This is a genomic window from Stenotrophomonas sp. 63632_Sma (assembly GCF_056482875.1).
Genome location: NZ_CM151220.1, coordinates 2,226,170 through 2,239,109 on the forward strand (window position 1 = coordinate 2,226,170; position 12,940 = coordinate 2,239,109).

At 65.8% G+C, this 12,940-nt stretch carries 10 protein-coding genes; 7 read left to right on the forward strand and 3 right to left on the reverse strand.

Going from position 1 to position 12,940, the window contains the following annotated elements:
• Positions 1-51: 51 nt before the first annotated feature.
• Complete coding sequence (gene trxB / locus ACZK45_RS10325; RefSeq protein WP_014037154.1) at positions 52-1,023, reverse strand: thioredoxin-disulfide reductase; 972 nt, start codon at positions 1,021-1,023, stop codon at positions 52-54.
• A 233-nt stretch (positions 1,024-1,256) separates the two neighbouring features.
• On the opposite strand from trxB, the gene ACZK45_RS10330 reads away from it, so the two are divergent.
• The 4 genes from ACZK45_RS10330 (at position 1,257) to ACZK45_RS10345 (ending at position 7,858) form a co-directional block, all read left to right on the forward strand.
• Positions 1,257-3,617, forward strand: coding sequence for a DNA translocase FtsK (locus ACZK45_RS10330; RefSeq protein WP_032127351.1), 2,361 nt, complete (start codon positions 1,257-1,259; stop codon positions 3,615-3,617).
• 39 nt (positions 3,618-3,656) lie between these two features.
• A complete protein-coding gene (locus ACZK45_RS10335; protein WP_293791585.1) occupies positions 3,657-5,600 on the forward strand; it encodes a DUF3857 domain-containing protein in 1,944 nt (647 codons plus the stop codon).
• Between the two features lie 111 nt (positions 5,601-5,711).
• Positions 5,712-6,350, forward strand: a complete 639-nt coding sequence (gene lolA, locus ACZK45_RS10340; protein WP_478445797.1) for an outer membrane lipoprotein periplasmic chaperone LolA — start codon at positions 5,712-5,714, stop codon at positions 6,348-6,350.
• Between the two features lie 209 nt (positions 6,351-6,559).
• Positions 6,560-7,858 (forward strand): replication-associated recombination protein A, encoded by a 1,299-nt coding sequence (locus ACZK45_RS10345; protein WP_223276803.1) that lies wholly within the window; start codon positions 6,560-6,562, stop codon positions 7,856-7,858.
• Positions 7,859-7,894: 36 nt separating this feature from the next.
• Here ACZK45_RS10345 and ACZK45_RS10350 read toward each other — a convergent pair whose 3' ends face one another.
• Complete coding sequence (locus ACZK45_RS10350) at positions 7,895-8,707, reverse strand: IS110 family transposase (protein ID WP_478445310.1); 813 nt, start codon at positions 8,705-8,707, stop codon at positions 7,895-7,897.
• Positions 8,708-9,287: 580 nt separating this feature from the next.
• Here ACZK45_RS10350 and ACZK45_RS10355 point away from each other — a divergent pair.
• Positions 9,288-9,677 carry a DUF805 domain-containing protein gene (locus ACZK45_RS10355; RefSeq protein WP_478445798.1) on the forward strand — a complete coding sequence of 130 codons (390 nt, stop codon included), beginning with the start codon at positions 9,288-9,290 and terminating at the stop codon, positions 9,675-9,677.
• Positions 9,678-9,750: 73 nt separating this feature from the next.
• On the opposite strand, the gene ACZK45_RS10360 is transcribed toward ACZK45_RS10355, so the two are convergent.
• Entirely contained in the window at positions 9,751-10,125 is a 375-nt protein-coding gene (locus ACZK45_RS10360; protein WP_478445799.1) for a hypothetical protein, read from the reverse strand.
• Between the two features lie 279 nt (positions 10,126-10,404).
• On the opposite strand from ACZK45_RS10360, the gene ACZK45_RS10365 reads away from it, so the two are divergent.
• Together ACZK45_RS10365 and ACZK45_RS10370 are read left to right on the forward strand one after the other, a co-directional pair.
• Complete coding sequence (locus ACZK45_RS10365; RefSeq protein WP_478445800.1) at positions 10,405-11,433, forward strand: alpha/beta hydrolase; 1,029 nt, start codon at positions 10,405-10,407, stop codon at positions 11,431-11,433.
• Between the two features lie 122 nt (positions 11,434-11,555).
• Positions 11,556-12,932: a YncE family protein gene (locus ACZK45_RS10370; RefSeq protein WP_065723255.1), complete on the forward strand. Its 1,377-nt coding sequence runs from the start codon at positions 11,556-11,558 to the stop codon at positions 12,930-12,932.
• Positions 12,933-12,940 lie beyond the last annotated feature (8 nt).

The following is a 12,940-nucleotide window of genomic DNA, read 5'->3' on the forward strand; positions in this document are numbered from 1 at the left end:
CCTTTTGCCTGAGTCGAACCTGGCTCGACGCTACAGCAGCGGGTTCGCCCCTCAGCTGGCCTTGCCCTGCGCGTCCAGATAACGCTCGGCGTCCAGAGCGGCCATGCAGCCGAAGCCGGCCGAGGTGATCGCCTGGCGGTAGTGCTGGTCGGCCACGTCGCCGGCGGCGAACACGCCTTCCACCGAGGTCTGGGTGGCGTTGCCGCCCAGGCCCGAACGGATTTCCAGATAGCCGTTGTTCATCGCCAGCTGGCCGTCGAACAGGGTGGTGTTCGGGTGGTGGCCGATGGCCACGAAGAAGCCGTGGGCGTCTATGTCGCGGGTGCTGCCGTCCAGGGTGGACTTCACGCGCACGCCGGTCACGCCGGCGTCATTGCCCAGCACTTCCTCCACCTGGTGGTGCCAGACGGTCTCGATCTTGCCTTCGGCCACCTTCTTGAACAGCTTGTCCTGCATGATCTTCTCCGCCTTCAGGGTGTCGCGGCGGTGGACCAGGTAGACCTTGCGGGCGATGTTGGACAGGTACAGGGCCTCTTCCACGGCGGTGTTACCGCCGCCGACCACGACCACGTCCTGGTCGCGGTAGAAGAAGCCGTCACAGGTGGCACAGGCGGACACGCCGCGGCCCTTGAACTCGTCCTCGGTCGGGATGCCCAGGTACTTGGCGGTGGCGCCGGTGGCGATGATCAGGGCATCGCAGGTGTACTCGTGGCTGTCGCCGATCAGCTTGAACGGGCGCTGCGACACATCGGCGGTGTGGATGTGGTCGAAGATGACCTCGGTCTCGAAGCGCTCGGCATGGGCCTGCATGCGCGCCATCAGGTCCGGGCCCATCAGGCCGTGGGCGTCACCCGGCCAGTTGTCCACCTCGGTGGTGGTCATCAGCTGGCCACCCTGCTGCAGGCCGGTGATGACGACCGGCTTCAGGTTGGCGCGGGCGGCGTAGACGGCGGCGGTCCAACCGGCCGGGCCGGAACCGAGGATGACGAGGCGCTGGTGGCGGGAGGGCAGGCTGGTGCTCATGTAGACTCGCGAAAAGGTAGATGGGACAAGGCGCTGGCGATGTTTGCGCAGCATCCGTGGCTGGTCATAGAGTGGCGGCTGGGGCAGGGCGATTCAAGCCGATGAACAGAACGCCGTCATCCAGCAGTGGTTCCGGCCCTCTGATTGCCCTGTCAGATGTCGCATAACTGAAAACTGACGCCGTCTCATTTATTATCAATCACTAACAGCGCATTCCAAAGGTATGGTCTAAGGTGGCGAAGCAGGTCCCCGAACGCTCCAAGTCCGACGACAGCAAGGCGTCACGTCGCACGGCCGCGGCGGCGACGACCGACAATCCACGCCGCCAACGCCTCTGGCGCGACCTTGGCCTGATCGCCATCGCGCCGGCGCTGCTGTACCTGGCGGCCAGTCTGTTCACCTATTCAGCGACCGACCCGGGCTGGTCGCACACCGGCAGCGTGGTCGCGCCAGTGCACAACCTCGGCGGCCGCGCCGGCGCCTGGATCGCCGACGTGCTGCTGCAGCTGTTCGGCTACATCGCCTTCCTGCTGCCGGTGGTGCTGGGCGCGCTGGCGTGGATCGCCATGTTCGGCCTCAAGCGCGAGAGCAAGGGCGAGAACGACCTGGACCCGGCGCTGCGCCTGGTCGGCCTGGTCGGCTTCCTGATCGCCGGCACCGGCTTCCTGCATGTGCGCCTGTTCAGTGGCGATGTCTCCAGTGCCGGCGGCATCCTCGGCAAGCTGGTGGGCAACTCGCTCACGGTGGGCTTTGGCGCGCTGGGCGCGAACCTGTTCGTGCTGGTGCTGCTGCTGGCCTCGATCACCCTGGCCACCGGGCTGTCCTGGTTCACGGTGATGGAGAAGATAGGCCGCGGCGTGATGTCGCTGGCGCCGTTGCTGGCGCGCAAGAAGGAAGAAGTCACCGAGTGGCAGCAGACCCGGGTGATGCGCGAGGAGCGCCAGGAAGTGCGCAAGGCCGATGCCGAGGTGCGCGCCAAGCGCGAGCCGGTGAAGATCGAGCCGCGCCCGGAACCGGTGATCGAGAAGAGTGACCGAGCCAAGCGCGACACGCAGATCCCGATGTTCCGTGGCGTCAACGGGGATGGCTCGGACCTGCCGCCGCTCGCGCTGCTGGACGACCCCAAGCCGCAGCCGGTGGGCTACGACAAGGAAACCTTGGACGCGCTGTCGCGGCAGATCGAGTTCAAGCTGAAGGACTTCCGCATCGACGCCCAGGTGGTCGGCGCCAACCCCGGCCCGGTCATCACCCGTTTCGAGATCGAGCCGGCGCCGGGCATCAAGGTCAGCCAGATCAGTTCGCTGGACAAGGACATCGCGCGCGGCCTGTCGGTGAAGTCGGTGCGCGTGGTCGACGTCATTCCGGGCAAATCGGTGATCGGCCTGGAAATTCCCAACGTCACCCGCGAGATGATCTACCTCTCCGAGCTGCTGCGTTCGAAGGAATACGACAAGTCGGCCAGCGTGCTGACCCTGGCGCTGGGCAAGGACATTGCTGGCCGCTCGACCGTGGCCGATCTGGCGCGCATGCCGCACCTGCTGGTGGCCGGTACCACCGGTTCGGGCAAGTCGGTGGCGGTCAACGCGATGGTGCTGAGCCTGCTGTTCAAGGCCTCGCCGAAAGACCTGCGGATGCTGATGATCGACCCGAAGATGCTCGAACTGAGCGTCTACCAGGGCATCCCGCACCTGCTGGCGCCGGTGGTCACCGACATGAAGGAGGCCGCCAACGGCCTGCGCTGGTGCGTGGCCGAGATGGAGCGCCGCTACAAGCTGATGAGCGCGGTGGGCGTGCGCAACCTGGCCGGCTTCAACAAGAAGGTGAAGGAAGCCCAGGACGCCGGCCAGCCGCTGATGGACCCGCTGTTCAAGCCGAACCCGGAACTGGGTGAGGCGCCGCGTCCGCTGGAGACGCTGCCGTTCATCGTCATCTTCATCGACGAATTCGCCGACATGATGATGATCGTCGGCAAGAAGGTGGAAGAGCTGATCGCGCGCCTGGCACAGAAGGCGCGTGCGGCCGGCATCCACCTGATCCTGGCCACGCAGCGCCCGTCGGTGGACGTGATCACCGGCCTGATCAAGGCCAACATCCCGACCCGCATCGCCTTCCAGGTCAGTTCCAAGATCGACTCGCGCACCATCCTCGACCAGTCCGGCGCAGAAACCCTGCTCGGCCACGGCGACATGCTGTACCTGCCGCCGGGTACCGCCATGCCCGAGCGTGTGCACGGCGCCTTCGTCTCCGACGAGGAAGTGCATCGCGTGGTCGAACACCTCAAGGCGATGGGCCCGGCCGATTATGTCGACGGCGTGCTGGACGAGGTGCAGACGATGGGCGACGGCGTGGTCGTCGGTGCCACCGGCCTGCCCGAGAACAGCTCTGCCGGCGATGAGTCCGACCCGTTGTATGACGAAGCGCTGCGGGTGGTCACCGAGACCCGTCGCGCCTCGATTTCCGGCGTGCAGCGCCGGCTGAAGATCGGCTACAACCGTGCAGCGCGACTGATCGAGGCCATGGAAGCGGCCGGCGTGGTCAGCCCGCCCGAGCACAACGGCGACCGCACGGTGCTGGCACCGCCGCCGCCGAAGTAAGACCCGACGTATCCCCCACGACGTCCAAGGAACCGACGCATGCTTCACCCCGTACCAAGCGCGCTGGCACTGGCGCTGGCAGCCTTCCTGGCTGCCGGCCCGGCACTGGCAGACACCGCCACCTCCGCGCCCGCCACGGCGCCGCCTTCAACCAGCGGCGATACCGAAGCCAGCAATAATTTCAGCATTGTCCGCTACCGCGCCGACTATCAGGTGCGGCCGGATGCAGGCAATGTGCAGACCGAAACCTACGAAGTCCTGCTCAAGACCAAGGCCTCGGTCGAGCAGTTCAGCCAGGTTCGGCTGAGCTACAGCGAGAAGATGGAGACGCTGGAAGTACTCGGCGCCTATACCATCACCGCCGACGGCCAGCGCCGCGACGTGCCGGCCGACCGCATCTACACCCAGGAAAGCTATTCCAGCGCCTCGGCGGCGATGTATGCCGACCGCAAGGTGCGGGTGATCGTGTTCCCGAACCTGGCCCCGGGCACGCGCCTGTTCTACCAGGTACGCCGCACCCAGGCCACGCCGTACTTCCCCGGCTACTTCGGCCTGTGGGAAACCTTCAATGTCTTCACCGAGTACGAGGACGCGGAGGTCACCCTGAGTGCGCCGGCCAACCTGCCGATGTTCGTCGACAGCCGCGGCGTGCAGGGCAGTGATCGCCCCACGGTGAAGAACGGACAGGCACAGTGGCGCTGGCGCTACCAGCGTCGCGAAGCCATGCCAGCACAGAACTGGTCGGCGGCGGGCTGGGAGTTCGGCCCGAACATCATGGCCAGCACCTATCGTGACTGGTCGCAGATGGGTCGCGCCTACCAGCTCAAGGCCGGCCCGGCCGCGCAGGTCACGCCGGAACTGCAGGCGCTGGCCGATGAGATCACCGCTGGCATCAGCGACCGTCGCGATCAGGCCGACGCGTTGTACCGCTGGGTGGCGCAGAACATCCGCTACGTGGCGGTGTACCTGGGCAATGGTGGCCTGGAGCCGAACAGTGCGCAGAGCATCCTCGACAACCACTATGGTGACTGCAAGGACCATGTGACGATCCTGGAGGCGCTGCTGGCGGCCAAGGGCATCGCCAGCTCGCCGGTGCTGATCGGTGCCGGCGGTGGCCCGACGCTGCCGAAGATCCCGGTGCTGGGCCGCTTCAACCACGCCATCACCTACATCCCCGAGTTCGATCTGTACCTGGATTCGACCACGGCGTGGGCGCGCTTCGGGCAGTTGCCGGAAGGTGACCTGGGCGCACCGGTGATGCGTACCCGCGACGCCTCACTGGCGCGCACCCCGGCCAATACGCCGGAGCGCAATGCCACCTCGATGGAGGTGCGCTTCACCTTCGACGCCAACGGCAACCTGCGCGGCGAGACGATTCCGAAGCTGGGCGAGAACGCCGAGATCGGCATGCGCGCCCAGTTCTCCCAGCTCAACGCGCAGAACCGTGCGCGCGCTGAAGAGCAGATCATGGCCGCGTCCGGTTTCGATGGGCGAGGGCAGCTGCAGATCCAGGGCGTGCCGGTCGACCTGACCCGGCCGTTTGGCTATCGCATGGCGTTCCAGGCCGAGGACTACGCCGACTTCAGCGTGGCCGGCGGCATGGCCGTGCCGGATCCGCCGGGTGGCGAGTCGGTGCGTGGGCTGTACGCCACTGCCTCGGCGCCGGCCAACGAAACGCCGTTCTACTGCAATGCCAGCCTGCGCGAGGAAACCTATCGCCTGCAGTTCCCGGCCAATGCGCCGATCATCGCCATCCCGGCCAGCCAGCGTTTCGCCAATGCAGCCGGCGAGTACCGGGTGGACTGGAGTCGCGAGGGGCAGGAGGTGATCGTGCACCACCGCTTGCAGCAGAATGCAGTGCGTGGGCCAGAGGCGTTGTGCCAGCCGCAGGACTATCCGGCGTTCCGCGCGCTGTATCGCGAAGTGCGGCGTGGCTTCCGCGGCCAGGTGCTGTACGGCAAGCTGCCGGGATCCGGTGGCTGAATCGCCGATGGACGTTCAGGGCGGCATAATGTCGCCCTGATCGCCCATTCATCTTTCCCCGGGCACACTGGCAACCACCTTTCCTGGCGCCCGCGCCCACAGGATTCCCGCATGAACTTCCGCTTCCGCCGTTTCCTTGCCACCACCACCTTGGCCGTGGCCTGCGCCGCCGCCGGCAGCGCCTGGGCTGGCGCCCGCGATGACCTGAAGACCTTCACCAGCGGCCTGAAGGGCCTGGATGGCCAGTTCAGCCAGCAGGTGTTCGACAGTCGCGGCAAGGTGAAGGAATCGACCAGTGGCCGTGTGGCACTGTCGGCGCCGCGCCTGTTCCGTTGGGAATACGTGCGCCCGCACGAGCAGTTGATCGTGGCTGACGGCAGGAAGGTCTGGATGTACGAGCCGGACCTGGAGCAGGCCACTGTTCGCGAGCAGGGCAAGGAAGAGCAGAACAGCCCACTGACCGCGCTGATCAACCCGGCGCTGCTGGAACAGCAGTACGACGTCAGCGAAGAGGCCGCGCAGCGCGATGGCCTGCAGTGGCTGTCGCTGTCGCCGAAGCGCGAGACCGAAGCCAGCTTCCAGTACGCCGCGCTGGGCTTCAATGCCCAGGGTCTGGCCAAGATGGAAATCACCGATGCGGTTGGTCAGCGCACCGTGATCAGCTTCAGTGGCTGGAAGCGCAACCCGGGCTTTGCTGCCGGCACCTTCAGCTTCACCCTGCCGAAGGGCACCGACGTCATCGGTAACTGATCTCTGGGCGGAAACGCCTTGGTGGGTGTCAACCTTGGTTGACACGCTTTTGATCTGCCGGCCAGCGGCCGGCACTACCGGTTCCTGTTGCCTGGCGCTGGTGGGTGCCAACCTTGGTTGGCACGCTCTCGCGGTACAATGAGCGTGTGGCAAGACATCGTTCAACTTCCTTCCCTGGCCCCGATCTGCTGAGCGTTGATCGGGAACACATGCGCCCGCTGGCCGAGCGCATGAGACCGCGAACCCTCGACGAAATGGTCGGGCAGAAGCGCCTGCTCGCGCCGGACAGTGCGCTGCGCCGCGCGGTCGAATCCGGTCGCGTGCATTCGATGATCCTGTGGGGGCCGCCGGGCTGCGGCAAGACCACGCTGGCCCTGCTGCTGGCCGAATATTCCGACGCCGAGTTCCGTGCGATCTCCGCAGTGCTGTCCGGCCTGCCGGAAGTGCGCCAGGTGCTGGCCGAGGCGGCGCAACGGTTCGCCGAAGGCCGCCGCACCGTGCTGTTCGTGGATGAGGTGCATCGCTTCAACAAGGCGCAGCAGGATGCGTTCCTGCCGCACATCGAGCGCGGCACCATCCTGTTCGTCGGTGCCACCACCGAGAACCCGTCCTTCGAGCTGAACTCGGCGCTGCTGTCGCGCTGCCGCGTGCATGTGCTGGAAGGTGTTTCGCCTACCGACATCGTCGAGGCGCTGGAGCGTGCGCTGGGTGACCGCGAACGCGGCCTGGGCGAGGAGGGCATCGAGGTCGCCCCCGAGCTGCTGCTGGAAATCGCGACCGCCGCCGACGGCGACGTGCGCCGCGCGCTGACCCTGTTGGAAATCGCTGCCGAGCTGGCGGGCGGGGAGGGGGGTCGCATCACCCCGCAGACCCTGACCCAGGTGCTGGCCGATCGCACCCGTCGCTTCGACAAGGGCGGCGAGCAGTTCTACGACCAGATCTCAGCGCTGCACAAGTCTGTTCGCAGTTCCAACCCGGATGCCGCGCTGTACTGGCTGACCCGGATGCTCGATGGCGGCTGCGATCCGTCCTACCTGGCCCGCCGGCTGACCCGCATGGCCATCGAGGACATCGGTCTGGCCGATCCGCGCGCGCAGAGCATGGCGCTGGAGGCCTGGGACATCTACGAGCGGCTGGGTAGCCCGGAAGGCGAACTCGCGTTCGCTCAGTTGGTGCTGTACCTGGCCAGCACCGCCAAGTCGAATGCAGGCTATGCGGCCTTCAACCAGGCCAAGGCCGATGTGCGCGAGAGTGGCACCGAAGAAGTGCCGCTGCACCTGCGCAATGCGCCGACCAAGCTGATGAAGGAGCTGGGCTATGGTGCCGAGTACCAGTATGACCATGATGCGGAAGGCGGTATCGCACTGGACCAGACCGGCTTCCCGGATGCGATGGGCGAGCGCGTGTATTACAACCCGGTGCCGCGCGGCCTGGAAATCAAGCTGAAGGAAAAGCTGGATCGGCTGCGCGCCGAGCGCGAAGCGGCAAGGGCGGCAAAGGGTCGTTGAGCCCGCTCTTGTAGAGTCGAGATCCTATGTTCGTGGTCAAGCCTGCTGGAAGCAGGCTTGACCCACCTTCAGCATGGCCGGATCGAAGTCCCGGCCGCTTTTGAAGACACCCCAGGCGATCCTGGCCAGCTTTCTGGCCAGGATGTTGAAGACGGCGGTGCTGGGGTGACCGCGTTTTGACAGCTCGTCGTAGAGCGGTTGCCCCCGGCGACACCGCTTGAGCCCCATTGCGGCCATGTAGAGCATCTGGCGCAGCACTGGCGCGCCCTGTTTGGACAGCCGACGCCGACCCGTTCTGCCGCCAGACTCGTTGGGCCGGGGATCCAGGCCGGTGCAGGCGATCCACGCGTTGGCGTTGGCCAACGGCCAGCGCGTCATGTAGTAGATCAGGTGAGCGGCGACGGCAGGGCCGATACCAGGGATGGTCAACAGGCGCTTGTAGAGCGCGCCATGCTCTCCATCGCGACCCAAGCGCTGCAGTTCGCTTTCCAGCTCGGACAGCGTCCCAGCCAGAGCGCAGAACAGATCTGACAGCTCCCCGGGGGCACTTTTGCTTACCCCGAAGGATTGCTCCAGGCGCGCGCGTGTCTTTACCAGCGTCTGCCGCTTGCGCAGCAAATCGTGCATCTGCTGCTGCTCGTCGGTACGCGGTACGTATTCACGCAGGCGATCGCTCTCCTTCTTCACGTACCGGGCGATCGCTTCGGCGTCCATGGCGTCCGTCTTGCCACGCGAGCCCGTCGCCCGGCCGTAGTACTTGATCAGACGTGGATTGATCACATAGACAACGTGGCCTGCCTGGCCAGCCATCCGAGCCAACAACTCGTAGTACCGCCCCGTCGCCTCCATGCCAATCCGGCATCGCTGGGGCAAGGTGTTGAGCCACTGGGCTATGCTGCCCGGGTGTTGGCGATCCTGTCGCCGGCCTTGCGGTCGGCCACTGCCGGTACGAACTCCTTGGAGTCCACGTCCACGCCAATATCGAGAGAATCAGACATTTGTACGGCTCCCAGCTATCTTTAAGGGGCTGGGGTGGTACCGCACCGACGTTAGCTTGCCTACATCGACGATCCCCTTTGGGGGCCGTACGATCCTTTATCGACGTTCGTGTGCGGGATGGGGATCGCTCGACTCGTCTGTCGGCTAGTATCCGCAGATGCATGCTTGACGGTCCCTCCACCCTGGCTCCTACATACCGCGTAGGAGCCGGGAGGAACATACAAGCCATGCTCGACTCCGCTCTTGCACGGACTACGGGTGCCTTCTGGAACAGCAGTCGAGCATGGCTCGACTCTACAGAGGGCAATGGCAGTCGAGCATGGCTCGACTCTACAGGGGGGCAATGGCAGTCGAGCATGGTTCGTCGCAACATTGTCCAGCGCGCGTGCATTTGGCACACTGCGCGGCTTCTCTTTCAAGGATCGATGCCGTGCAGGAAATGATTCTGCCGTTGAAGCGCTACGCCCAGTTCGAGGGCCGCGCCAACCGCCGCGAGTACTGGATGTACCAGCTGTTCCTGTTCCTGGTCGCAATTGCGGTGATGATGCTGGCCGGTGTGCTGGCGATCCTCCTGCGCAACAGTCCCGATGCACTGGCCGGCATCCTGATCGGCATGGTGGTGCTGCTGGGCGTGATGTGGCTGGCCACGATCGTGCCGCTGATTGCCGTGACCGTGCGCCGCCTGCATGACTGCAACCAGTCGGGTTGGCTGTTCCTGCTGGCCTTGGTGCCGGGCGGCGGGATCGTGATCATGATCTTCTCGCTGCTGCCGGGCACGCCGCAGGAGAACGTTTATGGTCCGGTGCCTTCGGGCCCGTGATCTTGCATGAGTCGAGCATGGCTCGACGCTACAGAGGCAAAGAAAAGAAGCCGGCGTTTCGCCGGCTTCGTCTTTACTTGATGGCGCAATCGCCGAAGGACAGGTAGTCCGTGCCGGAGCTGAACTGCAGCGTGCAGCTGGCGGTGAAGGTGGCGCCTTCTTCCAGTGCGCCCAGCTTGGCCGCCTGTTGTTCGTCGTCGGTGGTCAGCCGGGCCAGGACATTGCCCTGGTCATCGCCCGCTTCGATCAGCGGCTCGCCCGCCAGGTTGCTGGAGACGCCCAGTGCCACGGCGGTGAACGTCACCGTCTGGTTGAGTTGGTCCATGCTCAACGTCGAATTGCCGGCCTCTTCAAAGGCCTGGTAGAGCGACGGCAGATCCTGCGCGGCGTGGGCGGCCAGCGGGGCGAGCAGGCCGAGGGACAGGGCGATCAGTGCGGTGTGCTTCAAGGGTTCTCACAATCATGGGATCCAATCCCATGGCGGTTGTGTGCAGATGAACGCGACCCGGATGGCGGCAAGTGCCCGCCATCCACGGCTGCGCTGGAAGCGGGGCGATCCAATGCCCCGATGGCCGGCAAAATAGGGGAATTGCCGCCCCTTGCGCAACCCGGCATGCGCGCGCGTGATACACAGCGTGACGTTCGATCGATGTGATAATCATTCGCGTTTAAGGTAGACTGCGGTCCCTTGTGAACCGGCGGCCGTGAGCCGCTTCTGCCGCCGCTGATGAAGCATTTCGTCCCGCCTTCGCGCCGTGGTCCACTGGCCCGCGGCCTGGTCGCCTTGATGATGGGTCTGCTCCTGGCCACCCCGTACGTCCATGCGCAGCAGCGCAATCCGCTGCAGAAGATCGGCCACACCGTGCTCGACGAGCCGGCGGTCAGTTATCGCTTCGAGCATTTCGTGGTGGACAGTCCCGACCAGCAACGCCGCTGGCGGGTGAATGTGGCGATCCCGGCCAAGGCCAGAAACGCGCCGCTGCCGGTGCTGTACGCGCTGGATGGCAATGCCGTGGCGATGGTGCTGGATCAGCCGTTGCTGGCCGAGCTGGCGGCACGCAAGGCGCCGCCGGTACTGGTGCTGATCGGTTATGACAACGACCTGCGCATCGATTCCAAGGCGCGCACCCGCGACTACACCGCGTGGATCGACCGCGCCGACGACGAGAGCGGTACGACCCAGGCGGTCGGTGGCGGTGCTGCCGCGTTCCTGGATGTGATCGAACGCCGCATCAAGCCGGAAGTCGAGCGCCGCGCACGCATTGATACGCAGCAGCAAGCACTCTGGGGCCACTCGCTGGGTGGGTTGTTCGTGCTCAATGCGCTGTACACCCGTCCCGCCGCCTTCCAGTCCTATCTGGCGGCCAGTCCGTCGCTGTGGTGGAGCCAGGGCGCGGCGCTGGGTGATCCGGAACAGCAGTTCGTGCAGAACGTCCATGGCCAGCCAGCAAAGCTCTGGCTGATGCTGGGCGGTGCCGAGCGTGTCGGTGATCGCGGCAAGCGCGACATGAGTAATCCGCGCGTGGTCGCACACCTGCGCCGCATCGGTGGTGCCACCCCGGATGCGGCGATGCAGCTGTCCGAGCGGTTGGCCAAGGTGCCGGGCATGCGCGTGCAGTACCGCGAGTTCGACGGCCTCGGTCACGGCCCGATGCTGCCTGCGTCGTTCCATGCCGCGTTGCATGAACTGTACGGCGTGACCGACCGCAGTGCCGGTGACGGCGCACCCAATAGCGGTGACAACGCCGCCGAATGAATCCCTTCGCATGCCAAGGCGTGCGACCCCACTACCCAGGCGAGGCTGCCGATGTGCAGCGGCCCAGGCAACCGATGAATCCCGCGTCACGTGGCGCGGCCTACGTGTGCAAGGAGCCTTCCATGTCGTTCCGTCCGTCTTTCCGTCTCACATCTCTCGCCGCTGGCCTGTTGCTGGCCGTGACCGCCACCGCACAGCCGGTGTTCGATCAGCCGGCCAACGCCACCTTCAAGGGCGAGGTCGTCTCGCGCGGTGAGAACGTGGTTCCCGGCAGCACTGCCGACGTGGTCGGTCGCGGTTTCGTGCCGGGCCAGAAAGTCAGCCTGTTGCGTGGCGACAGCGTACTCAACACGCAGCCGCTGGTGGTCGATGCCGATGGCAACTTCAAGACCCAGCTGAGCATTCCGGCCGACGCCGTGCCGGGTACCCACCCGGTGGTGGTGCGCGCCAGCCAGCCGGCTGCAGCCACCGTGCTGAAGCTGCGCGTCTCGCCGCAGCTGCCGCTGTCCGGCCAGGCGCAGTTCGCCACCCAGTCCAACAAGCTGGTGCCGGGCCTGTATCAGTCCGCCTACAGCGCCGCCAGCAACGCGGTGTTCGTGACCTCGGCCGTGGGCCGCCCGCCGGTGACCCAGTCGCAGCTGTTGAAGCTGGACCCGAAGTCGCTGAAGGTGACCAAGGCGATCACCCCGGCGCAGGTGCCGGGCAGCACCAATGGCGCGGTCTACGCGGTCTACGGCGTTGGCGTGGATGACACCAACGGCAATGTATGGGTCACCAACACCCGCCAGAACTCCATCGCGGTCTACCGCCAGAAGGACCTGTCGCTGGTCCACCAGTTCCCGGTCGATGCCGTGCCGCACGCGCGCGACGTGGTGGTTGATGGCACCCACGGCAAGGTGTTCGCCTCGGCCACGGGCGAGGACCACCTGTCGGTGTTCGACGCCAAGACTCTCAAGGAGCTGCCGGCGGTGACGCTGGAGTCCGGCGTGGACGACGGCAAGTTCACTCCGATGAGCCTGGTGCTGGACGAGAAGGGCGGCAAGCTGTTCACCGTCAGCATCGGCACCCCGGAAGCGGCAGTGATCGACGTGGCCAGCGGCAAGGTCGAGAAGGTCATCGACCTGGGCAACTCGATCAGTGCCTCGGGCGTGGCCTTCGACGCAGCGCGCAACCGCCTGTACGTGGCCTCGCAGGGCACCGACAACCTGCTGATCGTCGATGTGGCCGCCGGCAAGGTGCTGCACGATGTGCCGGTCGGCGCCGGCGCGCTGAACGTCGCCTTCGATGATGCGTCCGGCCTGGCCTACGTCAGCAACCGTGGCGCTGGCACGGTCACCGTGGTGAACGGTGACGGCAAGGTGGTCGCCAACCTCGACGGCGGCACGCTGCCGAACCACGTCCGTGCCGATGGCAAGGGCAACGTGTTCGCGGTGAACAAGTCGCGTGGCGCCGAAGACCCGAAGGGTGACCGCATCACCCGCATCACCCCGAAGCAGTAAGTCACACG

What these genes read in the sequence shown, in the direction of transcription:
- trxB (WP_014037154.1), bottom strand. Translation starts at nt 1,023, where the DNA reads ATGAGCACCAGCCTGCCCTCCCGCCACCAGCGCCTCGTCATCCTCGGT.
- ACZK45_RS10335 (WP_293791585.1), top strand. Translation starts at nt 3,657, where the DNA reads ATGCTTCACCCCGTACCAAGCGCGCTGGCACTGGCGCTGGCAGCCTTC.
- lolA (WP_478445797.1), top strand. Translation starts at nt 5,712, where the DNA reads ATGAACTTCCGCTTCCGCCGTTTCCTTGCCACCACCACCTTGGCCGTG.
- ACZK45_RS10345 (WP_223276803.1), top strand. Translation starts at nt 6,560, where the DNA reads ATGCGCCCGCTGGCCGAGCGCATGAGACCGCGAACCCTCGACGAAATG.
- ACZK45_RS10350 (WP_478445310.1), bottom strand. Translation starts at nt 8,707, where the DNA reads ATGGAGGCGACGGGGCGGTACTACGAGTTGTTGGCTCGGATGGCTGGC.
- ACZK45_RS10365 (WP_478445800.1), top strand. Translation starts at nt 10,405, where the DNA reads ATGAAGCATTTCGTCCCGCCTTCGCGCCGTGGTCCACTGGCCCGCGGC.
- ACZK45_RS10370 (WP_065723255.1), top strand. Translation starts at nt 11,556, where the DNA reads ATGTCGTTCCGTCCGTCTTTCCGTCTCACATCTCTCGCCGCTGGCCTG.